The organism is Amycolatopsis sp. GA6-003, assembly GCF_046267895.1.
Classification (GTDB): Bacteria; Actinomycetota; Actinomycetes; order Mycobacteriales; family Pseudonocardiaceae; genus Amycolatopsis.
Genome location: NZ_CP176499.1, coordinates 8,824,387 through 8,847,336, shown reverse-complemented (window position 1 = coordinate 8,847,336; position 22,950 = coordinate 8,824,387). Strand labels below are relative to the sequence as shown.

Here is a 22,950-nt window from a genome sequence, read left to right as displayed (position 1 = left end):
TCTCCTGCGCCATGTCGAAATCTCGAAGAACCCGGACGATCCTCCAGCTCCTCGCCGTGCTCCTGGCCCTCGCCGCCACGGGCGCCGGCACCGCGCAGGCGGACGAACCGGCCCTGCTGCGCTTCAACCACTCCTACGGAGTCCTCGACCGCGAGACCGCCGACGCCATCGAGCATTCGGCCTACCTCAAGGACTTCGCCAACTTCCAGGTCCGCACCACCACCGGCGCGGGCGGCGAGAAGTGGACCGGCCGCTACCTGATGGGCCGCGAAACCTACCTGGAGCTCTTCGGGGTCGGCGACGTCCCCGGCAAGGACGGCGACCTCGGTTCGGCGGGCCTGGGAGTCTCGGTCGAACACACCGGTCAACTGTCCACAGTGGTCCAGCGGCTGCGCGACGCGGGCATCGCGAACCCGGTGGAATTCCAGCAGACCCGCGACTTCGGCGACGGCAAGCCGGTCCCGTGGTTCGACGCGGTCTTCACCACCGACCAGTACGACACTTTCGGCGCCTGGGGCATGGAATACCGCCCCGAGTACTTCGCCGACCCGCGCAGCAACACCGGACCGGCACAGTACCCCGGCGACATCAGCCGCAACCGGTACTTGCCGGACGACTACCGCAGTCACCAGATGCGCGACGTCGTCGGCATCCGGCTGGGCATCACCGCCCGCGACCTGGACAACACGCTGTCGCTGCTGCGCGCCGGAGGCATGACCGTGCGCCAGTTCCCGGCCGGCGCGCTCGCTTTCGACGGCATGACCACGATCCGCTTCGACGCGGTCCCGGCGGATCAGGTCGGGTTGCGGCAGATCGACCTCGTTCTCAACCGTCCGGCCGGAACGAGGCACGTCGAGCAGATCGGCCGTTCGACGCTCACCGTAGGCCCCGGCGCACACGCGCGCTGGACGTTCGGCTTCCGCGGCTGATCCCCGTCCGCGAGGGGAACCCCGCGTTCCCCTCGCGGACGGCAGGCAGAGGCGGCGAAAACCCGGTGGTCCCCGCCGGTAAGTTGATCGATATCTCGGTGCACCGGGAACGACGACCCGGAAAATCGGGTCCGTACGAGGGGAATCGCATGCACAAGAGTTCCGTCCTGTCCATCGGCCGTTCGGCCGCGGCGCTCGCCGCGTTCGCCGCGCTGGCGGCGTGTTCGCCGGGAACCGGCGCGGCCCCGGCGGAAACGGCCGCCGCCCGCCCGGAGGCCTTCGGCGCGGCCGGCTACCGCGGCATCGCCCCGGGGATGGCCAAGGAAGCGGCTGTCGCCACCGGGAAACTCGCCGCCGCCCCGGTCTCGGCGCTGGACGGCTGCACGGTCCTGAGCTGGCAGGGCGGCCCGGCGCCGGACCCGGCCAAGCTGGCCGCCGAAACCGAGGCGCAGCGCAAGGCCGACGACCTCTACGCCAGATCCGACGCGGCGGACCACGAGGCGAAGCAGAGCGCGGGCAAGTCCGCCGCGGAGCTGGCCAAAGCCGCCGCCAAGGACGCGGAAGCGGCGCAGCTGGCGGCCGACTCCGCGATGGCGAGCGCCGAACTGGCGGGCAAGCGCGAAGAGCGCGACAAGGCGTTCGCCGCGGCCGGCGGCGCCTCGTTCGGCAAGAACGGCCTGCACGAACTGGGCGCTCCTCCCGGAGCCAAGACCGCGGAGGGCATCGGCGTCGGTTCGTCGCTGGCCGACCTGCACAAGGCGTACGACGCGCGCGGCCTGAAGCCCGGCACGGCCGGGCGGTTCGAGCTTCCCATCGCGGAAAAGCCGGGCTGGCGTTTCGTGTTCACCCCCGCCGACAACGGAACCGTCGGCGGAGTGGCGATCAGCGACGGCGCCCTGAAGTGCCGCTGACGCTGAGTCCATAGTGGACGGTTGAAGGCCTCCTCGCCGTCGCGGGCGAGGAGGCTTTCACGCGTCCCCGGAACGCAAGACCGCCAACTCCGTGCGGCCCCGAATTCCCAATTTCGCGTAAATCCGCGTCAAGTGATATTGCACAGTCTTGACCGACAGGAACAATTCCGCGGCCACCTCCCGGTTGGACTGTCCACGGGCGACCATCCGCGCCACCGCCTCCTCCTGCGGCGTCAGCTGATCCGCCCCGCTCCGCGGCACGTGCACGCCGCCGGCCCGCAATTCCCGCTCGCACCGGGCGACACACGTCACCGCCCCCATCGAAGCGAACCCGTCCCGGGCGGCAGCCAATTGCGCGTCCGCCCGGGCCCGCCGGCCCAGCCTCCGCAACGTCTGTCCATACGCGAACGCGATCCGCGCCTGGTCGTACCGCAACGGCAGCGCCCCGATCAATTCCAGCGCGGCGTCGAACGCCGCCACCGCACCGACATGATCGTTCCGCGCGCCCAGCAACCGCCCGCGAGCCGCCGCCAGCCGGGCCCGCGCCGAAGCATGCTCCCGTTTTCCCGCGGCCCGCTCGTGCGGAGCCAGGAACGCGTCCGCCTCCGCCGATCGTCCACTAAGGACCAAAGCGTGCGCGTACAGGTCGTGCCAGGGCCAATGTCCGGGCTCGTCCACCGAAGTCGGCAGCGACAACCGGGTCAGCGGATGCAAGGCCCGCAGCACGCCTGCGGAATCAGCCGCGGCCTCCGCGACCTGCGCCCGCGCCAGCAATGCCGGGACCCGCATGATCTCGTAATCCTGCGGTCCCGCCGCACAAGCGAGCAACGCCTCCTCGGCCCGCCCGTGGTCCCCGCGCAACGCGTGCACCGCGGCCGAAGTCCAGTGCAGCAACGGCGCGGCGAGCACGATTCCGGTCCGGTCCACGAGCGCCAGCGCTTCCCGGACCACCCGCAACGCGTCGTCCCATTCCCCGCTCAGGAACAGCGTCCGCGCCAGCCATGCCCGCGCCCACAAGGAAATCCGCGCCGAGCCGCCCAGATAGCTCGTGGGCACCGCGCTTTCCAGGTCCACCCGGGCGTCGTCGATCCGGTCGGCGAGCAGATTCAGCCATCCCCGCGCCATCACGACCCGCTGCGCCTGCGCCCCGTGCCGGATCCGGTCCGCCAGCCGCGCGTAATCCCGCCGCGCCTGCTTGGCCCGTCCCGAAGCGGCGAGCCCGAGGCCCCGGATCGCCGCCGCCTCCACCGCGGCCGGCGTCTCCGGCACCGCCAGCTCGAGAGCCCGGTCCGCCCAGCGCACCAGGTCCTCCGCGGAGTACCGGCACAGCGCGTCGAGCACATAGCGCTGACATATCAACGCAGCCGTCTCCGGATCTCTCGAGGCGTTGACGATATCCCAGGCCCGGCTCAACCGTCCGCCGGCTTCCGCCGCCCGGCCCCGCACCACCGCGAGGTAGCCCAGCACCGCGTCCCGCAACGGCGTCTCGCGCACGCTCTCGACTTCCGGGGCGAGCGCGGCGGCCCGGAACACGTCGCCGGTGCCGATCAGCGCGTCGACCGCCCGGGTGATCCGAGCCTGCCGCAGTTCCGCGTCTTCGGTGAGCCGTCCAGCGTCGTTGAGCAGCACCGCGGCCGTCCCCCACGCCCCTGCCGCGGCCCGCTCGACCGCCAGCGCGTCGAGCCGGTCCGCGACGCCCGCGTCCGGCACCGGACTGGCCGCGACCAGCAACCGCAAGCTCCGCGCCGGATCCTCGACCAGTTCCGCCGCCCGCCGCTGCAGCTTCGACCGCCTTTCCGGGCCCAGCCCGGCCAGAACCGCCGCGCGCACCATCGGGTCCGGCGGCCCGACCTCGGCCAGCCCGCGCGGCGCGAGTTCGACCAGCCGCGTCGCGCACGCCTCGTCCAGCACCGGCAGCGGATCGCCGTCGAGATCGGCCAGCGACGCCACCGAGCGCACCGCCGCACCGCCGCCGAGCACCGCCGCGGCCGCGACAAACCGTTCCGCCGCCGGAGAAAGCCGCGAGATCCGTTCGCGCACCGAAGCAGCGACCGCGGCCGGTGCGGGGAGATTCGGATCGAACCCGGCCCAAGTCGCACGCGGGACCTCGGTCAGCAGCCGCACGACGTCGCGCGGCCGGCCAAGCGTGTGCCGGCACAAGCGTTCGGCCATCGTCGGGTGCAGAGCGATCCCGTGCGCCGAGGCCAGCTCGGACACTTCCGCGGCGTCCAGCGGCGGCACCCGCACCTCGTCGCCGGACATCCGCGCGAGCAGTTCCTGAACGTCCGCACGGGCGCGGGAATCGCCGGTCGCGGCGGTGAGCAGCACCGTCGCCCGCGCCGCCGGATGGTGCCGCAGCAGCGACGACAGCGTCCGGATCGAGTCCACGTCGGCCAGTTGCGCGTCGTCGACCACCAGCAACGTCCCCGGCAGCAGCTCCGCCGCGATCCGTCCCGCGACCGAGAGCGGACCGTCGTCGGTCGGCACGTCCGGGAACAGCTGGCGCAGCACGGCGAACGCGCTGCCGCTCTCCCATTCGGCGGCGGTCGCGCGGAGCACCGGCCCGGGGAACGCGCCGGCGGCCCGCCGCGCCAGGGTGGTGCGCCCGCATCCGGCCGGACCGCACAGCAGCACCGCGCGCCCCGCCTGGGACAGCAGGCCGGCCAGCTCCTCCGCCGCGGTCGTCACGGTCCTCCCCGCTTCTCCGGATGCCGCCGTCAGCCGGGATCGCCCCCGGCGACGGGCAGGACGGTGCCGGTGACATACGAGGCCTCGTCCGAGGCCAGGAACGCGATCGCCGCGGCCTGCTCGTCCAGAGTGCCGTACCGCTTCAGCAATGACGACCCGACAGTCTGGTCGATGTGCGCCTGGAACCACTCCCGTTCCTGGTCAGTGGCCGGATCGGGGCCGCCGCGCGGGATGCGCCGCGGCGGGGCCTCGGTGCCGCCCGGCGCGGTCGCGACCACCCGGACGCCCGCGTCCGCGTATTCGAAGGCCAGCGACGCGGTCAGCGCGTTGACCCCGCCTTTCGCCGCCGAGTACGGGATCCGGTGGATGCCGCGGGTGGCCGCCGACGAGACGTTCACGATCACCCCGCCGCCGCGCTGCGCCATCGACGGCAGCGCGGCCCGGCAGGAGAACAGCGCGGTCAGCAGGGACCGGCGGAGTTCGGCCTCGATTTCGTCCGGGGCGAATTCGGTGAACGGCTTGAACCGCAGCGCGCCGCCCACGTTGTTGACCAGCACGTCGATCCGGCCGAACCGGGCCAGCGCGGCCTCCGCGACCGCCTGCGCGCCCGCCCAGGTCTCCAGGTCGGCGACCACCGCCGCGGCCTCGGGCAGCTCGTCGGCCAGGCCGCTGACCAGGCCCGACCGGTCGGCGAGCACCAGCGCGCCGCCCTCCGCGGCGATCCGCCGGGCGGTCGCCTCGCCGATGCCCTGCGCGGCCCCGGTGACCACCACGACCTTGCCCGCGAACCGGCCCGGCGACAGGAATTTCGGCCGCGCCGCCGCGTCGCCCATCGCGCGGCGGGTGGTGAGCTTCGACCGTTCCGCGTGCTCGGCCACCAGCCTGCGCGCGGCCGCGCGGTCGCCGGACTCGAACGCGGCGACCAGGTCCAGGTGGTCCTGCGTGCAGCGCGGATGGCACCAGGTCGCGTTGCGCAGCGTCTCGGCCATGTGGCCTTTCACGCCGAGCGCCTGATATGCCTGCAGGAGGTGTTCGTTGCCGGTCAGGGTGAACAGGTAGTCGTGGAACGCCGCGTTGGTTTCGGTGTAGGCAGCGGCGTCGAGGAACCGGTCACCGTCCACATAGGGCACGGTCGACTCGGCCAGCAGCCGGTATCCGGCGAGCTGGCCCGAGGTCAACCGGCCGATGGTCAGTTCGAGCGCACCCAGTTCGAGGGCTTGCCGGGCCTCGAAAACGGCGTCCGATTCGTGGACCGACGGGTGTTCCTCGCCGATTTCGTACCCGCCCGGCGCTTCGCCGGCCGCGGGCAGCATTTCCTGGCCCGCGATCGTGCGCGCGACCCGGGCTTCTTCCGCGGCGGACACCACCGCTCCGGCCCGCACCGGGTTCAGTTCGACCGCCGGGAACAGCTCCTGCCCGGCGAGCGCCCGGCCCGCGCCGAATTCCGGTTCAGGTTCCGGAACTGCCATGGCAACCGGCTCGGCTGGGATCTCTGGCGCCCGAACTGGCGCCGCCAGCGCGAATTTCTCGTAGTAGAACCCGGTCGGCTCGAATCCGGCCGAGGCGAAGTGGCCCCGCACCGCCTCCACCATCGGCGGGGGCCCGCACAGGTACACCGCGACGTCGCCGCCGTGCAGGTGCTCGTCCCGGATCAAGGCGGTCACGTAGCCCTTGTTCGGCGCGGCACTCCTCGGGTCGGAAACGCAGTAATCCCAGGTCAGCCCGGGAACCTCGGCGGCGAGCTTCTCCAGCGTCCCCGTCTCGACCAGGTCGTCGTCGGTGCTCACGCCGTATATCAGGTGCGCGGGTCTGGTCAGACCAGAATCGCGCATAGCGCGCACAATGGACAGGATCGGCGCGAGCCCGGTGCCCCCGGCGAGCAGCAGCACCGACCGGTCCGTCTCGCGCAGGAAGAAGCTCCCGTGCGGCCCGGTGAAGGTCAGTGCGTCGCCGGGTTTCGCCCGTCCGGTCAGGTAATCCGACATGACGCCGCCCGGCGTGAGCTTCACGAGGAAAGTGAGCCGCTCGTCCTCGGGCGCGTTGCTGAACGAATACGACCGGGTCGCCTCGGTCCCTGGCACGGCGATGTTCACGTATTGCCCGGGCAGGAAAGCCAGCCGGCCGCGCTCGCGGATCTCCACCGTCAGCGACATCGTCGTCGGCGAAAGCCGGTCCAGCGCGACAAGAGTGCCGTGATGTTCCGCGGCCTGCGTTTTCGCGACCGCCGACGTGCTCGCGATCTGCAACACCAGATCGGACTTCGGCTTCATGCTGCACGGCAGCACATAACCGCGCTCCGCCTCGTCCGCGCTCAACGCGTCTTCGAGATACGACCCGCCGTCGTACTCCCCCGATTCGCAGAACGCCTTGCAGGTTCCGCACGCGCCGTCGCGGCAATCGAGCGGAATGTTGATGCGCTGCCGGTAGGACGCGTCCGCGACCGTCTGCTCCGGCGCGCAGGTGACAAAGCGAGTGACACCGTCCTCAAAGGACAGAGCGATCCAGTGGTTCATGACCGCCTCCGCTCAGAAATGGTACACGTCGACGACGTGATGAATGTAGTCGTTCTTGAGCACCACCGTTTTCCGCCGGATCAACGGCGAAGGACCGGAGAAATCGATGGTGTAGAACGAAGTCCCGTAATACGGATCGACCGTGTGGTACCGGAAATACATCGTGTGCCAGTTGAACCGCACGTCCACCAGATCGCCGTGCCGCTCGATCAGTTCGACGTTCGCGATGTTGTGGCTGGTCCGCGGTTCCGGAATGGACGTCGCGCTCGACCGTTCGGTGCGGATCCGGAACACCCGGTCCTCGAGCCCGCCCTTGTTCGGGTAATAAATCAGCGAAATGTCGCGCTGCGGGTCCTCGGTGAGCAGATCGTCGTCTCCCCAGGAAGGCATCCAGTACACGACGTCGTCGGCGTAGCACTCCAGCCACTTCTCGAACTCGCGGTCGTCCAGATACCGGGCTTCGCGGTAGAGAAACTGCTCGACGTCGTGCTGGGTGATGGTTTTCCCGGCGGCGGCGGTCATCGGGCCCCTCCTCGAACAGCCTGCTCACGGGCGATCGCCGCGCGCATGGCTTCCTGCCAATACCCGTGCTGCACCGGATAAAGACCCTCGTCCTCGTTCTTCTGCCCGGCCGAAACGACCCCGTGCAGCCCGAGCGACGACGCGACCTCGTCCGGTCCGGTGAGCCAATGGCGTGCCCCGCGGCTCATGTCGTTCCACGGTGCGGCCGTCGCGCGGAAAGTGAGCTGACAGGACCGGAATTCCTCCAGATCGTCCGGCGTGGCCATGCCCGAGGCGTTGAAGAAATCCTCGTACTGCCGGATCCGCCACGCCCGCGCTTGCGCGCTCTCGCCCTTCGGCGCGATGCAGTAGATGGTGACCTCGGTCTTGTCCGGCGCGATCGGCCGGAAATGCCGGATCTGCGTCGAGAACTGGTCCATCAGGTACACGTTGGGGTACACGCACAGGTTCCGGGACCCGCGCACCATGAACTCGCCCTTGGCGTCGCCGTATTTCTCCTTCAGCTCCGCCATCCGCGGCCACAGGGGCCGGTCCTGCGGATTGCCCGCCCAGGTCCACAGGCACAGGTGCCCGTGCGGGAACGACCAGTAGCCGCCGCCGGACTTGCCCCACGAACCGGCGTCGAGGGTCTTCGTGTCGTTCGCCGATTCGCCGGTGTTGCGCCGGGCCGTGGTGGCCGCGTAATTCCAGTGCGTCGCGGTGACGTGGTAGCCGTCCGCGCCGTTCTCCGCCTGGACCTTCCAGTTGCCGTCGTAGGTATACGTGGAGGCCCCGCGCAGTACTTCAAGTCCGTCCGGCGACTGGTCCACGAGCATGTCGATCACCTTGGCGGCGTCGCCCAGGTGCTCGGTCAGCGGAAGGACGTCCGGATTGAGGCTGCCGAACAGGAACCCGCGGTAGGACTCGAACCGGGCGACCTTCGTCAGGTCGTGCGAGCCGCCGGTGTCGAACGATTCCGGGTAGCCCGCGCCGTCCGGGTCCTTGACCTTGAGCAGCTTGCCGTCGTTGCGGAAGGTCCAGCCGTGGAACGGGCAGGTCAGCGTGGGCCGGTTGTCCCGTTTCCGGCGGCAGATCATCGCGCCGCGGTGCGCGCACGCGTTGATCAGGCAGTGCAGCTCGCCGGCCTTGTCGCGAGTGACGACGACCGGCTGGCGGCCGATCGTGGTGGTGAAGTAGTCCCCGGGATCGGGCAGCTGGCTCTCGTGCGCGAGGTAGATCCAGTTGCCCTCGAAGATGTGCTTCATCTCGAGTTCGAAGATCTCCTCGTCGGTGAAGATCCGGCGGTTCGCGCGGTAGACGCCCGCCTCCGGGTCCTCCACCACCGCGTCCGCGACGAGCGAAGCGGCGTGGTCCAGCATCTCGGCCATGACTCCTCCAACGGGCCTCGGATCTGCACTGATCGGCTCCCCACCAGGGCGTTTCCCGCACTGTGCCAGCCCGTGGCCCCAGCCACACCAGGGCAAGCCCCAGTCCTGACCCAGGGTGCGATTATTCGATGCGGTTTATCAATCGCACGCAAACCGCTCCTTGTCTTCACTCAATGCCGGAACCTACGGTGAGCGAGACCACGCGAGGAGCCGGTGAGGAGGCAGCCCGATGGAACTGCGCCACCTGCGGTACTTCGCCGCGGTCGCCGAGACCTGCCACTTCGGCCGCGCCGCCGAACGCCTGCACCTCGCCCAGCCCGCGCTGTCGCACGCGATCCGGCAGCTGGAGGACGAACTGGGCGTCGCCCTGCTCAGCCGCACGACCCGGCAGGTGCAGGTCACCCCGGCCGGCCAGTTCTTCCTGGCCGAGGCCCAGCGGATCCTGGACGCCGTCGAGGCGGGCGCGCGCGGAGCCCGGCGCATCGCCGACGGGCGGCGCGGCCTCGCCCGGATCGGCTTCACCGGCACCGCCGCGCTGTCGCACCTGCCGCAGGTCGCCCGCGCGCTGCAGCACCGGCTGCCCGAGGTCGAACTCGAAGTGCACGCCGACCTGCTCACCGGCGAGCAGTGCGCCCAGCTGCGCGACGGCACGCTCGACATCGGCGTGCTGCGTCCGCCGGTCACCGGCGGCGACCTCGACCTGCACGTCATCGAGACCGAACCGCTCGTGCTCGCCGTCCCGGCCGACCACCGGCTCGCGGTCGAACCGGTCGTGGCGATGAGCGATCTGCGCGCCGAAGCGTTCGTCACCTATCCGGCCAGCCACTCCGTCGTCAACGAAGCGGTGCTGCGCAGCTGCCGCGACGCCGGTTTCACCCCGCACCGCGAGCACGAAGCGGCCGGCACCGCGGTGCTGCTCGCGCTCGTCGCCGGAGGTCTCGGCGTCGGCGTCGTCCCCGCGTCCGCGCGGGCGCTGCCGCTGGCCGGGGTCGTGTTCCGCGACCTCGCCGGAGCGGCCACCGTCCAGCTCGCGCTCGCCTGGCACCGCGACCGGGCCTCGGCACTGGTCCCGGCCGTGCTCGACGCGCTCGGCGAGCTGTTCCCCGTCGAACTGCCCGTGTCAGGGAGGACACGATGAAGATCACCCGGGTGGAGGCGATCCCGTTCGCCATCCCCTACCGCAAACCGCTGCGCTTCGCGTCCGGCGAGGTGCACACGGCCGAGCACGTGCTGGTCCGCGTGCACACCGACGACGGCGTGGTCGGCGTGGCCGAAGCGCCGCCGCGGCCGTTCACCTACGGCGAGACCCAGGCCGGGATCGTGGCCGTGCTGGAGACCGTTTTCGCGCCGCAGGTCGTGGGGCTGAGCCTGCTCGAACGCGAGACGGTGCACGCCCGGCTTTCCCGCACGGTCGGGAATCCGGCCGCGAAGTCCGCTTTGGACATGGCGATCTGGGACGCGCTCGGGCAAAGCCTCGACGTCTCGGTCACCGAACTGCTCGGCGGCTACACCGACCGCATGAAGGTGTCGCACATGCTCGGCTTCGACGAGCCGGCCGCGATGGTCGCCGAGGCGGAGCGGATCCGCGACAGCTACGGGATCACGACGTTCAAGGTGAAAGTCGGCCGCCGTCCGGTCTCCCTGGACACCGCGGTGGTTCGCGCGCTGCGGGAGCGGTTCGGCGCCGAGGTCGACCTGTACGTGGACGGCAACCGGGGCTGGACGGCCGCGGAATCCGCTCGCGCGATGCGGGAAATGGCCGACCTCGACCTGCTGTTCGCCGAGGAGCTGTGCCCCGCCGACGACGTGCTCGGCCGCCGCTGGCTCGTGTCCCGTATGGACGTTCCGTTCATCGCCGACGAATCCGCGGTGACCCCGGCCGACGTGACCCGCGAGATCCTCGGCGGCTCGGCCACCGCGATCAGCATCAAAACCGCCCGCACCGGTTTCACGCGTTCGCAGCGCACGCACCATCTCGCCGAAGGCCTCGGACTGGAAGTGGTGATGGGCAACCAGATCGACGGCCAGATCGGTTCACTGTGCACTGTCGCGTTCGGAGCGTCGTACGAGCTGACGGCCCGCCGCCCCGGCGAACTGTCCAATTTCCTCGACATGACCGACGACCTGCTCGCCGAACCGCTGCGCATCGCGGACGGCGAACTGGCCATCCGCCCCGGCGCCGGCCTCGGCGCCGAACTCGACCCCGGCAAGCTCCGGCACTACCGGCAGGACCGCTGAGCCGGAAACCCCCGATGGATCAAGGAGGATTCATGACCGCCACGCATTCCCCCACCGCCGCCGCGTCCGGAGCCAACGCCACCGAACGGTTCAAGAGCGACAAGCTCGCCGGCGTCGCGGGCACCCCGAAGGAACGGGTCAGCCTGCTCGCCCGCGAGGTGCTGGAGGCCGTGCACGCGACGATCCGCAAGCACAAGGTGACCTACGACGAATACAACGCGTTGAAATCGTGGCTGATCAGCGTCGGCGAGGACGGCGAATGGCCGCTGTTCCTCGACGTCTGGGTCGAGCACGTCGTCGAAGAGGTCGCCACCGAGCACCGCAAGGGCAACAAGGGCACCATCGAAGGCCCCTACTACGTGCCGGACGCTCCCGAGCGGGGCGCGCGCGGCAAGATCCCGACGCGGGAGAACGAGCCGGGCACCCCGCTGGTCTGGACCGGCCAGGTCACCTCGACCACCGGCGAGGCGCTGGGCGGCGCGAAGGTCGAACTGTGGCACGCGGACGCGGACGGCCTGTATTCGCAGTTCGCGCCGGGTATCCCGGAGTGGAATCTGCGCGGCACCTTCACCACCGACGACGAAGGCCGCTTCGAAATCCACACCGTGCGGCCCGCGCCGTACCAGATCCCGACCGACGGCGCCTGCGGCAAACTGATCGCGGCGGCGGGCTGGCACGCCTGGCGTCCGGCGCACCTGCACGTCAAGGTGTCCGCGCCGGGCCACGAACTGCTCACCGCGCAGCTGTACTTCCCCGGCGACGAGCACAACGACGACGACATCGCGTCCGCGGTGAAGCCGGAACTGCTGCTCGACCCCCGGCCCGCGGACAACGGCGAAACCGTCGAATACAGCTTCGTCCTCGACCCGGCCCTCTGATTCGTTAGGAGCCTCATGCTTTACCACGTGCGGATGGACGTCCGCCTGCCCGCGGACCTGGACCCGGCGGTCCGCGACGCCCTCATCGCGCGCGAGAAGGAGTACAGCCAGCAGCTGCAGCGCAGCGGGAAATGGCCGCACATCTGGCGGATCGCGGGCGAGTACGCGAACTACTCGGTGCTGGACGTCGCCGACCACGACGAGCTGCACCAGATCCTGTCGAACCTGCCGCTGTTCCCGTACATGGACATCCAGGTGACCGCCCTCGCCCGGCATCCGTCCAAAGTGGACTAACTTGCCCGCTCCCGGACTTCTCGTCCGCGAGGGAACCCTGAGAGGGTGTTGTGGAACCCGGTGATCGCCGATCATCGGGTCGGGTGTGCGTGTGTTCGGGCAAGCCGTCGTATGACTCGGCGAAAACCAGCGAGGGCGGCGAACACATCGAACCCCGCGGCCCCACCGAAACCGAAGCCGCACGCCACCAGAAGACACCAACGACTAACCACCACACCCTCTCAGGGACTCCGATTCCGTCAGGGTTCCCCTCACGGACGTCCGGAACGCTTACCTGGCCTGCCAAACCGGCGCGCGCTTCTCGACGAACGCCTGCGTCCCCTCGCGCACGTCCTCGCTCGTCATTACTGCGACGGCGTTCTCCCGATTGTTGTCCCAAAAGACGTCCTCAGCCGGGATCGCACCGTCCACAATGCCCAGTGCGACGCGTTTGCTCGCCTGCACCGCCAACGGCGCGTTCGCGGCGATCTTCTCCGCCAGCGCCAGCGCCTCGGCCAGCACGTCGGCGTCCGCGACCACGTGGTTGACCAGTCCCAGCGTCGCCGCGCGGGCGGCGTCCAGCGGTTCGCCGGTGAACATCATCTCCATCGCGATCTTCCGCGGGATCTGCCGGGGCAGCCGGAACGCCCCGCCCGCCGCGGCGAACAGGCCGCGTTTGACCTCCGGGAGCCCGAAGGCCGCCGATTCGGCCGCCACCACCAGGTCGCTGGCCAGCGCGAGTTCCGTGCCGCCGCCGAGAGCGAATCCGTTCACCGCGGCGATCGTCGGCTTCGAGACCGGGTGCCGCACGTACCCGGCGAAGCCCCATTCCTCGTGGCCCGGCGCGGCGAGCGATTCGCCCCGCGCCACGGCTTTCAGGTCGGCGCCGGCGCAGAACGCCCGCTCCCCCGCGCCGGTCAGCACCACGACCCGCGTTTCCGGGTCCCGCTCGGCCCGTTCCAGCGCGGTGCCGACGAGTTCGCTCAGCTCGGCGTTGACCGAGTTCATCGCGTGCGGCCGGTTGAGCGTGATGACCAGGACGTGTCCGCGCTGGTCGACAAGCGCGGCAGGGGCGTCTGCGGGCATGGCCGTCCTCCTCCGCCGGCGCGAGGGCCGGCGCCTTCTCGTGGTCGGGTCCGGGCCGGAGGGCACCGCACCGGCCACCACCCCACCGTGCCGGTTCCCGCGGCGGCCGTCCACTCGAGCCGGAAGGTCCGCCTCGGCTCAAGCGTCCACAGTGGACCGCTAGGACTCGACGAACCTGCTCAGCAGCCGCCCGAACTCGGCCACGTCGCGGCGCGGCCAGTCCCGCAGCCGGTCTTCGAGCCGTTTCCGTTGCGCCGCACGGGTGATCGCCAGCGCGCGATGCCCGGCTTCGGTCAGCTCGAGCCGCTGCCGGCGCGAATGCCGCGGGTCCGGGCCGCGCACCAGCAGCCCGGCGTTCTCCAGTTCCGCGAGCTGCCTGCTCACCGTCGAGGGGTCGAGCCCGTACTCCTGGGCGAGATCCGCCGCGTGCGCGCAGTCCGCGAGGTCGATCGAGGACAGCATCGTGTACTGCACGAACCCGAGCCCCTCGTACAGTTCGTTCGAGCGCACCCGGGACCCGCGGGAAAACAGGATCATCGCGCGGTGGATAGCGTCCAGGGCGTCGCCGTCGCGGTCTTCTCCCGGCATGTCCCCGCATGCTAGAGATGCACCATACAACTGTCAACGCGGCTCGGCGGCGATTCCCCGGCGCAGCAGGTCGTCCGCGTCGGCCCCGGCTTCCTCGAGCAGCGCGCGGGTGTGCGCGCCGAACGCCGGGACGTCGCCCATCCGCGCCTCGACGTCGGCGAACGTCACCGGCGGCAGGAGCGCGTCGACGACGGCGTGCTCGGTGCCGATCTTCCGCCAGCGGTCGCGGGCGCGCAGCTGCGGATCGGCGACGACGTCGGCGACCTGTTTCACTTGCGCCGCCGGGATTCCCGCGTTCGCGAGCCGTTCGTCCAATTCCACTGTGGACCATCGGACGGTCTCGGCGGCGACCGCCGCGTCGCACTCCGCCCGGTGCTGCACGCGCAGGACGTTCGTGGCGAATCGGGGGTCGGCGGCCAGGTGCGGGGCTTCGAGGACCGAGGTGACCAGGGTCCGCCATCCGCTGTCGTTCTGGACGCCGATCAGCATCTGGCCGTCTTTCGTCGGGTACGCGTCGTAGGGGGCGATCGACGCGTGGCTCAGGCCCATCCGCGCGGGCTGGCGGCCGGAGTACATCTGGCTGTACATCGCGTAGCCCATCCATTCGACGGTCGCCTCCAGCATCGACACCTCGACCGTCGCGCCCTGGCCGGTCCGCCAGCGGCGCAGCAGGGCGGCCAGCACGGCTTGCGCGCAGTACATCCCGGAGGCGATGTCGGCGGCCGGGATGCCGGTCTTGACCGGGGTGTCCGGGGTGCCGGTGATGCCGATCAGCCCGGCTTCGGCCTGGACCAGCATGTCGTAGGCCTTGCGCTGTTCCCTGGGGCCGCCGGTCCCGTAGCCGGAGAGGTCCACCGCGACCAGTTCCGGGCGGTCCGCCCGCAGCTCGGCCGCGCCGAACCCCAGGCGGGCGGCCGCTCCGGGGGCCAGGTTCTGCACGAAGACGTCGGCGCGGGCGACGAGCCGGCGGACGACGTCGCGGCCTTCCCCGGTCTTGAGGTCCACGGCCAGGGATTCCTTGCCCCGGTTGAGCCAGACGAAGTGGGCGCCGGTGCCGTGGACCACGTGGTCGTATTCGCGGGCGAAGTCCCCGCCGTCCGCCCGTTCCACCTTGACGACGCGGGCGCCCAGGTCGGCCAGGGTGCGGGTGGCCAGCGGGGCGGCGACCGCCTGTTCGATCGAGACGACGGTGATTCCGTCCAGCGGAAGCGCGGAGTCCGGGTGCATGCCGCTTACTATTACCCGGTTTTCGCTCGCGTGGAAGGTCAGCCGCGCGGGTCGAAGGGGATCCCGGACGGCTTCGCCTTCTCCAGCAGGTCCTGGTACCTGCCGTCGCTGATCTTGATCGTGGCGGCGCCGAAATCCGCGTTCATCAGGCGGTCGCGCAGAGCTGCCGACGGCCACCCGTCCCAGCCGACCAAAGGTGGGTACCGCCAATCGTGGTAGTGGTTTTCCGGCGGTTCGTCGTGGGCGTCGGCCAGCCGGAAGAAGTGCGTGCCGAGGCCGTCCTTGTGGTAGACGACCTTCGGGTGGGAACCGTCGAAGTTCACCTTCGACCGCGGGTACGTGACCTGCGACGAGTGCTGCGTGGTCGTGACGTATTCGACCTGGTTCGCCGACTGGTCGATCCACGAGATCACGTGCTCCCAGTCGTGCCGGTGTCCGCCGAGGCCGCTGCCGTCGACGGCCTGGTCCTTCTCGAAGTAGCTCGCGTAGACGACCGCGCACCAGCCGTGGTTGCAGGTCGAGCGCGAGTAGGTCTGGGAGTTGTCCAGGTCGGACTTGTCGTGGCAGTTGCCGTTGACCGCGCCGGTGGTCTTGAGGCCCGGCGCGAGCGTGCCGTCCGGGCCGATCGCCGGGGTGGCGTAGCAACCGTCGCCGTCGTAGTCGTAGGCGGGCGAGAAGGACTGCTCGTATCCGTTGGCGTTCTGCGGCAAGTTGTGCGGTGGATCGGCGTACGCCGCGGTCACCGGGAACAGCAACGCCATGCATCCGGCGACCGTCGCGGCGCGGGCGAGCGGGAGTTTCCTCATCTCCGGATGGTGCCATCGCGAACGCGGAAGGTGAAGGGACGCAAGGGAAGCATCCGATGCCCTTTCAGCCCGCGAGCACCTCCGCACCCCGATGCACGCGCAGCAGATCCGCCCGGACGAGGTCGGCCAGCAGCCGTTCCTCCTCGTCGGCCTCGACCGGACGCGCGGGCAGCTCCCGGCTTCCGGCCAGTGCAGCGGCCGCGGCTTCCGCGAAGGACGCCATCGCGGGAGACTGCCCGTCCCGCTGCAGCAACGCGCCCGCCGACGCCGCGAGACCGCGCAAGCCCTGTCCGGCTTCTTCCAACGCTTCCCGTTGCTCCGCCGAAGGCTCCCGGCTGCCGGGCTCGGGGCTCAACAGGTCCTGATGCGTCCGGGCCGCGGCGCGGAACCGCAAGCCGACCTCACGCCGGCCGCCTCCGCCGCGCAATCGCTCCGCCACCGCCGCGAGCAGCTCGCCAGTCTCCTCGACCGCGTCGGAAAACCTTTGCGCCACCGAAGGTTTCGGCACGCCCGGCACCGCGGCGAAGCCGAACAGAAGCCCGATCACCACGGCGAGCGCCACCAGCAGCAGGTACTCCATGAGCACCGAAACCGCGTCCAGATGCCGCGTCGTCGCGTTCATCCCGACGCTCATCAGCACCATGCAGCCGTTGAACACCATCGGCTGCACCTGCATGAACGGGAATCCAACGAGCAGCGCGACAATCCCCAGCGGCAGCAACGCGCCCGGCGGCAACAGCCACAGCGCGACCGCCAGCACCACGGCCCCGGCCACCGCGCCGGCGGCGCGCTGCCACGCCTTCGCCAGCGTGTCCCGCCACTCCGGCTGCATGAGCGCGAAGGTCGTCATCAGGAACGACACCGTGAGCGGATCGCCCGGACGGAACGCCGCGATCACCGCCGCGACCAGCATTCCCAGCGCACACCGCACCGCGTGCCGCAACTGCGCGGAGCGCCACGAGAACACCCCGGTCGCCTCCCGCCGCAAGGCCTCGCGCACGAGATGCCGCGGGAAGTCCACAATGGACTCGTCGCGACGCAGGGCTGCCTCCCGGACCGCGGACAGCCCGGCCCAGGCTTCGTCGAGCAGCGCCGAGGTGTCGCCGGGCAGCGCGACGTCCGGGGCGCTCCGCTCGATCTCCGGCGGGTCCGAAACGGTCTTGGCCCGCACGGCTTCCGCCAGCGCCGCGACCTGTTCGTCCGCGGCGTCGAGCACGCGGGTCACCGCCGCCGCCTGCGCCTCGTCGAACGCGCGCAGCCGGTCGCGCAGCAACGCGGCCGTGCCGTGGTAGCGCGCGCCTCCGGCGAGCACCCGCGCCTGCCACGCGCGCGGCCGGTCGGTCACCCACAACCGCACCGCCCGTTCCGCGCTCGCCCGATCCGGCCCGGCGAGCGCGTCGGCCAGCGCGGTGCGGGTCGGCTTGCCCGGATCGCCCAGCCCCATCAGCAGCCGCAGCACGAACACGACCGCGACGGCCAGCGCCGGCGCGCAGACGATCTGCGCCGGGCTGGCCGTGCCGCTCAGCTGGAAGCCGTAGCCGAACACCGAAGCCATCCCGAGCCCGAGCCCGACCGTCACGTACCGCGGCCCGAGCGCGGGCACCAGCGCGGCCGCGAACACCACCAGCACGAGCAGCGCGATCGACGCGACCGGCGACACCTCGCCCAGCAGCCGCGGCCCGGCCCCGCCGAGCACGACCGCCGGGGCGAACGCGGCGAGCAGCCACAGGTCCGGCCGCAACGGCCCTCCGGTGGCGGCGATGAAGCAGAACAACGCGGTCAGCCCGGCCAGGATCGCCGTCGCGCCGAGCCCGAGCGCCACCCCGAGCCCGGCCGTGCCGCCGACGACCACCAGAATCGCCGCGAGCATCCCGCCGCCGCGCGCAATCGCGTTCATCCCGCCCCGTTCCGTCACCGCGCAATGCCGCCGGGTAGCCTCGCACGCCGCATTGCCGCACTGTGCAGCGGGGAAAGCTCGTGAGTGCTTATCCCGGTTCTAACCGGGACCAGCACTCACGACGTCAGACGGCCGCGCGCTCCGGCGGCAGCGTCAGCAGCGTGTACACCTCGCCGCGCGCCTGTCCTTCCAACCCGTCCACCGACCGCAACGCCGCGTTCCGCGCTTCCAGCTCCGCTTGCGTCCGCGGCGCCATGACCGACGCGCCGTCCGTGGCCAGCGCCTGGTTGCGCTCCACGAACTCGCGCGACCGAGCCTCGTACGCCGCGAACGCCTCGTCGTGCGGAGCGGCGGCCAGCTCGTAGGCCAGCAGGTACGCGCCGACCATCGCGAGGCTCGAGCCCTGCCCGGACAGGAACGACGTGGCGTGCGCGGCGTCCCCGGCCAGCGCCACCCGGCCCTTCGACCACACCGGCAGGCGGATCTGGCTGACCACGTCGAAGAACAGATCGTCCGCCGAGCGCATCGCCTCGACCATCCGAGGCACCAGCCAGCCGTCGCCCTCGAAGCAGCTGGCGACCAGATCGCGCTGCGCCCGCGGGTCAGCGAAGGCGTGGAACGGCGGATCCTCGCGGCTGAACTGCAGGAACGCGTGCATGTCCCCGTCGCCGTCCCCGGTGGCGTAGAGCGCCGCGCTGTGGCCCGGGACGGCCCACACGACCCCCTCGTGCGACAACCCGAGGTCGTTGGGCATGGTGAACCCGGCGAAGCAGCAGCCGAGGTAGCGGTGGAACTGCTCCTCGGGCCCGAAGATCAGCGAACGGGTCTTCGAATGCAGCCCGTCCGCGCCGATGACCAGGTCGAACGTCTGCCGCCGGCCGCTGGCGAACCGCACGTCCACCGCGGCCCCGCGGTCGTCCAGGTCCGCGATCGACTCCGAGAAGCGGAACTCGACGTCGTCGCGGACCGCGTCGTAAAGGAGGCTGGTGAGGTCGCCGCGGGCCAGTTCGATGTCGTGCCCCGTCAGGTCCCCGGTCACCGCCGCCGGTTCGAGCCCCTTGAGGAGGCTGCCGTCCACGTCGAGGAACGAAATCCGCCGGGTCGCGACGTGCCGCGCCCGCGCCTTCTCCTCCAGCCCCATCCGCCGCAGCACCTCGACGGCCGGGCCGCGCATGTCGATCGGATACCCGCCGCCGCGCACCGCCGGCGCCTTCTCCACCACGGTGACCGCGAAGCCGTACCGGTTCAGCCAGTACGCCAGCGCCGGGCCCGCGATGCTCGCCCCCGAGATCAGCACACTCCCGCTCATGGTTCTCCCCTTCCCCTCGGCAAGCGATAGATGCCTACCTTAGGTATCATTTTCGAGACCGGCCGGACCCGCCTCCCGCGATCCCGGCGACCCAACTATATACCTAAGTTAGGTATCTAATCAAGGAGCCCGCGATGTCCGCCGTCCCTTCCCTGTTCCGGGACCTGCTCCCCCGGCTGAACGAGCTGAGCGGGACGCTGCGCCGGGGAAAGCTGTTCGAGCGCGCGGTCGAGGCCACCGGGCTGCCGCTGGAACGGCCGGCGGTGAGCGTGCTCGGCATCCTGCGCCTGGAGGGCGAACCGCTGCGGGTCGGCGAGATCGCGAGCCGGATGAACGTCGTCGGACCGCACGCGACGCGGCAGGTGCAGGCGCTGGAAAGCCGCGGCCTGGTCCGGCGCGTGGCCGATCCGGACGACCAGCGGGCCCGGCTGATCGAGCTGACGCCGGAGGGAGAGGCCGCCGCCGACCGCTACGTCGGCGTGATCGAGGGCTGGTTCTCCGCCGCCCTCAGCGACTGGACGGCAGAAGACCGCCAGCTCCTCGACCGGCTGATGAAGCGGCTCGTCGAGGACCTGACGGCCCGGCTGTCCGACTGGGACTGAACGCCGTCACCGCGACAGCCGCAGGAACTCCCGCTGTTCGCGGTCGTAGCGCTGGGTCAGTCCGTTCCCGTAGCGGTCCCACCAGTTCTGCGTGTGCCCGTTCTGGCGGGTGGTCGTGTCGCCGTAGACCTCCCGGTCGTACTCGATCCGGGCGTCGCGGAACTGCTGCTGGAACTCCTCCGGCGACAGCCCGCGCAGATGCTCCACCGCCGCCGGGTCGAGGGTGCGCGCGCTCTGCACGATGTCCGCGCCGCCCATGTGGTTCAGGATCGCCCGGACGCCGCCCGCGCCGCGCATGTGCGCGCCGGACATGATCGCGGCCTGCGTGCCCGGGTCGGTGAATTCCAGGGCGCCGGCGCGGCGCGCGTTCGCGGTCATCAGCTGCGCGACCACCGCGCGTTCCTCGGCGCTGCCGACGCCGTACTGCTCGCGAGCGGCCATGATCTGGTCGTAGCCGTTGTGCATGCTCTCGCGGAAGCCGTACGCCTCGCGCACCCCGCCCTGTTCGCCGCTCGCGCCCTCGGACCGCATGATCGAGTCGACGACCCGGTCGTCCAGCTGGTGCGGTGCGGCACCCCCAGCAGCCGCACCGCCGCCGGCCCCAGCTCCCCCGCCGCCCGTGCCGCCGCCGTAGCCCTGGGCCACCGCGGTGTCGGCCTCGGCGTAGTTGTGCGCCGCGTGCGCCACCTTGCCGTTGACCTGTTCGATCAGCTTCACGAAATCGCCGAGCGACGACACGAGCTTCGACTGCAGCAAGGCGTTCGCGGCGGCCACCCCGCTGCCGATGCCGGCGAACGACAGGGCGTCGATCACGAGCGTCTCGAGGTCGCGCACGGCCGAGAACGCCGCGGCGCCGAGGCCTTCCACGTTCTTCACGATCGCCGACACCTCGGCCGGCAGCACCCGGTAGGTTCCCGCTGTCATGGCAGTGACCCTCGCGCACCGGCCGGGCCGCGCCAACGGCCGAATTACCCACTTCCGCCGGGGATCGAATCGCTGCCCGGCGGGTACCTGAGCGGCATGGAGCCCGACGAGGACCGGCACGACCGGACCGACCACGAGATCGAACTGCTCGCCGAGCGGCTCTGGGCCTGGTCCCGCGACCCGGACGGCGAGCCGGGCCTCGGCCAGCTCGCCGACGCCGGGTTCGCCGTCTCCGGCCGCACCGCGCGCTACGGTTCCGGGCGGCCGTGCGTCGCCCTGCTGCTGCCGTCCGACCGGCTGCGGGAATTCGGGCACAACCTCGTCGCCGCGGCCATCGTCGGCGCGGCGCTCGCGACGGTCCGGACGCTGGAATCCGGTTCGCTCGTGGTCACCGACCGCCCCGCCGACGGCATCGACGCGGTGCTGACCTTCCAGCCCGGCGTGCACACCTGGGCCGCCGCGCCGCTCGCCGCCCGGACCGAGCTGCGGGTCACCGTGCAGGGGAATTCCGGACCGGCCCCCGAGGACAGCACGGACGCGGTCGCCGGGCTGGTGCAGGTCTTCACCGCGATCGCCGCGCTGCGAGCGCGGCTGCCCGCCGGGTCGGAGGTGCGGGGAATCGTGACGCACGGCGGAGAATCCACCGACGTGGTGCCCGATTTCGCCGAAGCCCGCTTCGGCTTGCGCGCACCCGACGCGGAAACGCTCGGCCGGGTCGTCACCGAGGTGACCACGGCCGCCGAGGGCGCCGCGATGGCGACCGGGACCAAGGCGAACGTCGAACGGTTCGGGCCGATTCACGCGCGGTTCCAGGACAATCCGGTGCTGTCCGGGCATTTCGCCCGGCATCTCGCGGCGTGCGGGATCCACGCGTCCCCGGCGGGAGCCGCGGCGATTCCCGGCCGGGCGGAGGTGGGCGATCTGAGCGTGCGGATGCCGGCCATCCATCCGTCCGTCGCGCTCCACGATCCGGTGCGCGCGGTCGGCAGCCGGGCGTTCGCCGAGGCGACCGGCTCGCCGCGCGCCCGGACGGTGCTGCTCGCGACCGCGTCGGCGCTGGCCCGGACCGCGTCGGACCTGCTCGCGCATCCGGCTCTGGTGCGCCAGGCCTGGGACAATTTCGCCGACCGAGCGCGGCGGCGCGGCTAAAGTCCTCGGCATGGGGACGACGACCGCGGACGTGCCGCTGCCGGACGGCCGGAATCTTCGGGTCCACGACAGCGGGGGCGGCGGTTTTCCCGTGGTGTGGCACCACGGGACCCCGCAGTCCGGCCGCTTGCTGTCTCCGGTCGTGGAAGCCGCTGCCGCGCGGGGCTTCCGGGTCGTTTCCTATGCCCGGCCGGGATACGGCGAGTCCGCTCCGGACACCGGGCGGACGGTCGGGTCGGCCGCCGAGGACGTCCGGCAGCTGGCGGACGCCCTGGACCTGCCGCGGTTCGCGGTGGCGGGCGCGTCCGGCGGCGGACCGCACGCGCTGGCCTGCGCCGCGAGGCTGCCGGATCGGGTGCCGGCCGCGGTGTCGCTCGGCGGAATGGCGCCGTTCTCCGAGGAGTACGACTGGTACGACGGGATGGCCGACGACAGCTGGCTGCGGGCCGCCCGCGAGGGCCGGGAAACCCGGCTGCGGCACGGGAAAACGCAGGAATTCGACCCGGCGAGCTTCACCGACGCGGACTGGACGGCACTGCGCGGCGCCTGGGCGCCGCTGGGCCAGGACGCCGGCGCCGCGGCGGACGTGGCCGCGGAAGCCGACGACGACCTCGCGTATGCCGCACCGTGGGGATTCCCGGTCTCCGACGTGCGGGTCCCGGTGCTGCTGGTGCACGGCGGCGAGGACCGGATCGTCCCGGCCAGCCACGGCGAATGGCTCCTGCGGAACCTCCCGGACGCCGAACTGTGGCTGCGTCCGCGCGACGGGCACATCTCGGTGCTGAACGCGCTCCCGACCGCGCTCGACTGGCTGCGCAACCTCCTCGACCGTCCGTGAGGGGCGCTCCCGCGGCGACGCGTAGTGGTGCCGCCGGATCGTCAGCCGTGCCGATTTGAGCCCTCCACCATGCGGCGGCCGGACCTGGCTATGACTTCGGCCTGAATCTGCGATATCGGCCAGCCGATCGGGCCTCTGCCGCCGGCAGCGCGTGCCGGGTTTCCGCGGATCAGGATCAGCGAAGCATTTCCGGCCGTTTGCCGCC

20 protein-coding genes are annotated in these 22,950 nt (G+C 71.3%); 9 read left to right on the top strand and 11 right to left on the bottom strand.

All coding sequences use genetic code 11. From position 1 onward, the window contains the following. Positions 1 to 11: 11 nt before the first annotated feature. Complete coding sequence (locus F9C12_RS40005; RefSeq protein ID WP_409179499.1) at positions 12 to 929, top strand: DUF5829 family protein; 918 nt, start codon at positions 12 to 14, stop codon at positions 927 to 929. Positions 930 to 1,078: 149 nt separating this feature from the next. Next, on the top strand, positions 1,079 to 1,840 hold the full coding sequence (locus F9C12_RS40000; RefSeq protein WP_409463899.1) for a hypothetical protein: 762 nt from the start codon (positions 1,079 to 1,081) through the stop codon (positions 1,838 to 1,840). A gap of 57 nt (positions 1,841 to 1,897) precedes the next feature. Here F9C12_RS40000 and F9C12_RS39995 read toward each other — a convergent pair whose 3' ends face one another. From F9C12_RS39995 to benA, 4 genes are read right to left on the bottom strand one after another with little or no spacing between them, the layout of a single operon-like run. Continuing rightward, positions 1,898 to 4,528 carry a LuxR C-terminal-related transcriptional regulator gene (locus tag F9C12_RS39995; RefSeq protein ID WP_409463898.1) on the bottom strand — a complete coding sequence of 877 codons (2,631 nt, stop codon included), beginning with the start codon at positions 4,526 to 4,528 and terminating at the stop codon, positions 1,898 to 1,900. 29 nt (positions 4,529 to 4,557) lie between these two features. After that, positions 4,558 to 7,041, bottom strand: coding sequence for a benzoate 1,2-dioxygenase electron transfer component BenC (gene benC / locus F9C12_RS39990; RefSeq protein ID WP_409463897.1), 2,484 nt, complete (start codon positions 7,039 to 7,041; stop codon positions 4,558 to 4,560). A 12-nt stretch (positions 7,042 to 7,053) separates the two neighbouring features. Then, positions 7,054 to 7,563, bottom strand: a complete 510-nt coding sequence (benB, locus tag F9C12_RS39985; RefSeq protein ID WP_409179494.1) for a benzoate 1,2-dioxygenase small subunit — start codon at positions 7,561 to 7,563, stop codon at positions 7,054 to 7,056. Then, positions 7,560 to 8,930, bottom strand: a complete 1,371-nt coding sequence (gene benA, locus F9C12_RS39980) for a benzoate 1,2-dioxygenase large subunit (protein ID WP_409463896.1) — start codon at positions 8,928 to 8,930, stop codon at positions 7,560 to 7,562. Before benA ends, benB begins: the two co-directional genes overlap by 4 nt. Positions 8,931 to 9,159: 229 nt before the next feature. On the opposite strand from benA, the gene F9C12_RS39975 reads away from it, so the two are divergent. Genes F9C12_RS39975 through catC form a run of 4 tightly spaced genes read left to right on the top strand, consistent with a single transcriptional unit; the run spans position 9,160 to position 12,340 of the window. Further along, positions 9,160 to 10,068: a LysR substrate-binding domain-containing protein gene (locus F9C12_RS39975; RefSeq protein ID WP_409179492.1), complete on the top strand. Its 909-nt coding sequence runs from the start codon at positions 9,160 to 9,162 to the stop codon at positions 10,066 to 10,068. Then, the gene (locus tag F9C12_RS39970) at positions 10,065 to 11,168 is read left to right on the top strand and encodes a mandelate racemase/muconate lactonizing enzyme family protein (RefSeq protein WP_409463895.1); all 1,104 of its coding nucleotides are present in this window, start codon (positions 10,065 to 10,067) and stop codon (positions 11,166 to 11,168) included. The genes F9C12_RS39975 and F9C12_RS39970 overlap by 4 nt, the downstream gene beginning before the upstream one ends. Before the next feature lie 32 nt (positions 11,169 to 11,200). After that, a complete protein-coding gene (gene catA, locus F9C12_RS39965; RefSeq protein ID WP_409179490.1) occupies positions 11,201 to 12,046 on the top strand; it encodes a catechol 1,2-dioxygenase in 846 nt (281 codons plus the stop codon). A 15-nt stretch (positions 12,047 to 12,061) separates the two neighbouring features. Next, the gene (gene catC / locus F9C12_RS39960; RefSeq protein WP_406634616.1) at positions 12,062 to 12,340 is read left to right on the top strand and encodes a muconolactone Delta-isomerase; all 279 of its coding nucleotides are present in this window, start codon (positions 12,062 to 12,064) and stop codon (positions 12,338 to 12,340) included. Between the two features lie 270 nt (positions 12,341 to 12,610). Here the strand turns inward: catC and F9C12_RS39955 are convergent, their stop codons facing one another. The 6 genes from F9C12_RS39955 to F9C12_RS39930 form a co-directional block, all read right to left on the bottom strand. Then, positions 12,611 to 13,405: a crotonase/enoyl-CoA hydratase family protein gene (locus F9C12_RS39955; RefSeq protein ID WP_409463894.1), complete on the bottom strand. Its 795-nt coding sequence runs from the start codon at positions 13,403 to 13,405 to the stop codon at positions 12,611 to 12,613. A 159-nt stretch (positions 13,406 to 13,564) separates the two neighbouring features. Further along, positions 13,565 to 13,993: a MarR family winged helix-turn-helix transcriptional regulator gene (locus F9C12_RS39950; RefSeq protein WP_409179488.1), complete on the bottom strand. Its 429-nt coding sequence runs from the start codon at positions 13,991 to 13,993 to the stop codon at positions 13,565 to 13,567. 33 nt (positions 13,994 to 14,026) lie between these two features. Further along, positions 14,027 to 15,220, bottom strand: a complete 1,194-nt coding sequence (locus F9C12_RS39945) for a CaiB/BaiF CoA transferase family protein (RefSeq protein ID WP_409179487.1) — start codon at positions 15,218 to 15,220, stop codon at positions 14,027 to 14,029. A 38-nt stretch (positions 15,221 to 15,258) separates the two neighbouring features. Then, entirely contained in the window at positions 15,259 to 16,026 is a 768-nt protein-coding gene (locus F9C12_RS39940; protein ID WP_409179486.1) for an NPP1 family protein, read from the bottom strand. 64 nt (positions 16,027 to 16,090) lie between these two features. Then, positions 16,091 to 17,923, bottom strand: coding sequence for an FUSC family protein (locus F9C12_RS39935; RefSeq protein WP_409463893.1), 1,833 nt, complete (start codon positions 17,921 to 17,923; stop codon positions 16,091 to 16,093). A gap of 124 nt (positions 17,924 to 18,047) precedes the next feature. Then, positions 18,048 to 19,232, bottom strand: coding sequence for an FAD-dependent monooxygenase (locus F9C12_RS39930; RefSeq protein ID WP_409463892.1), 1,185 nt, complete (start codon positions 19,230 to 19,232; stop codon positions 18,048 to 18,050). A 134-nt stretch (positions 19,233 to 19,366) separates the two neighbouring features. Here F9C12_RS39930 and F9C12_RS39925 point away from each other — a divergent pair, with 134 nt between their 5' ends. Continuing rightward, on the top strand, positions 19,367 to 19,834 hold the full coding sequence (locus F9C12_RS39925) for a MarR family winged helix-turn-helix transcriptional regulator (RefSeq protein ID WP_409179483.1): 468 nt from the start codon (positions 19,367 to 19,369) through the stop codon (positions 19,832 to 19,834). A gap of 6 nt (positions 19,835 to 19,840) precedes the next feature. Here the strand turns inward: F9C12_RS39925 and F9C12_RS39920 are convergent, their stop codons facing one another. Beyond that, entirely contained in the window at positions 19,841 to 20,758 is a 918-nt protein-coding gene (locus F9C12_RS39920; RefSeq protein ID WP_409463891.1) for a hypothetical protein, read from the bottom strand. Positions 20,759 to 20,854: 96 nt separating this feature from the next. Between F9C12_RS39920 and F9C12_RS39915 the strand changes: the two genes are divergently transcribed. Beyond that, a complete protein-coding gene (locus F9C12_RS39915) occupies positions 20,855 to 21,907 on the top strand; it encodes a peptidase dimerization domain-containing protein (protein WP_409463890.1) in 1,053 nt (350 codons plus the stop codon). A 10-nt stretch (positions 21,908 to 21,917) separates the two neighbouring features. Beyond that, a complete protein-coding gene (locus F9C12_RS39910; RefSeq protein WP_409179480.1) occupies positions 21,918 to 22,745 on the top strand; it encodes an alpha/beta fold hydrolase in 828 nt (275 codons plus the stop codon). Positions 22,746 to 22,950: the final 205 nt, after the last annotated feature.

Bases quoted from the DNA above. Each gene is read 5' to 3' on its own strand.
- F9C12_RS39970 (WP_409463895.1), top strand. From the start codon at position 10,065: ATGAAGATCACCCGGGTGGAGGCGATCCCGTTCGCCATCCCCTACCGC.
- F9C12_RS39920 (WP_409463891.1), bottom strand. From the start codon at position 20,758: ATGACAGCGGGAACCTACCGGGTGCTGCCGGCCGAGGTGTCGGCGATC.
- benB (WP_409179494.1), bottom strand. From the start codon at position 7,563: ATGACCGCCGCCGCCGGGAAAACCATCACCCAGCACGACGTCGAGCAG.
- F9C12_RS39925 (WP_409179483.1), top strand. From the start codon at position 19,367: ATGTCCGCCGTCCCTTCCCTGTTCCGGGACCTGCTCCCCCGGCTGAAC.
- F9C12_RS39950 (WP_409179488.1), bottom strand. From the start codon at position 13,993: ATGCCGGGAGAAGACCGCGACGGCGACGCCCTGGACGCTATCCACCGC.
- F9C12_RS40000 (WP_409463899.1), top strand. From the start codon at position 1,079: ATGCACAAGAGTTCCGTCCTGTCCATCGGCCGTTCGGCCGCGGCGCTC.
- F9C12_RS39975 (WP_409179492.1), top strand. From the start codon at position 9,160: ATGGAACTGCGCCACCTGCGGTACTTCGCCGCGGTCGCCGAGACCTGC.
- F9C12_RS39955 (WP_409463894.1), bottom strand. From the start codon at position 13,405: ATGCCCGCAGACGCCCCTGCCGCGCTTGTCGACCAGCGCGGACACGTC.
- F9C12_RS39910 (WP_409179480.1), top strand. From the start codon at position 21,918: ATGGGGACGACGACCGCGGACGTGCCGCTGCCGGACGGCCGGAATCTT.
- F9C12_RS39935 (WP_409463893.1), bottom strand. From the start codon at position 17,923: ATGAACGCGATTGCGCGCGGCGGCGGGATGCTCGCGGCGATTCTGGTG.
- benA (WP_409463896.1), bottom strand. From the start codon at position 8,930: ATGGCCGAGATGCTGGACCACGCCGCTTCGCTCGTCGCGGACGCGGTG.
- F9C12_RS39915 (WP_409463890.1), top strand. From the start codon at position 20,855: ATGGAGCCCGACGAGGACCGGCACGACCGGACCGACCACGAGATCGAA.
- catA (WP_409179490.1), top strand. From the start codon at position 11,201: ATGACCGCCACGCATTCCCCCACCGCCGCCGCGTCCGGAGCCAACGCC.
- benC (WP_409463897.1), bottom strand. From the start codon at position 7,041: ATGAACCACTGGATCGCTCTGTCCTTTGAGGACGGTGTCACTCGCTTT.
- F9C12_RS39930 (WP_409463892.1), bottom strand. From the start codon at position 19,232: ATGAGCGGGAGTGTGCTGATCTCGGGGGCGAGCATCGCGGGCCCGGCG.
- F9C12_RS40005 (WP_409179499.1), top strand. From the start codon at position 12: ATGTCGAAATCTCGAAGAACCCGGACGATCCTCCAGCTCCTCGCCGTG.
- F9C12_RS39945 (WP_409179487.1), bottom strand. From the start codon at position 15,220: ATGCACCCGGACTCCGCGCTTCCGCTGGACGGAATCACCGTCGTCTCG.
- F9C12_RS39940 (WP_409179486.1), bottom strand. From the start codon at position 16,026: ATGAGGAAACTCCCGCTCGCCCGCGCCGCGACGGTCGCCGGATGCATG.
- catC (WP_406634616.1), top strand. From the start codon at position 12,062: ATGCTTTACCACGTGCGGATGGACGTCCGCCTGCCCGCGGACCTGGAC.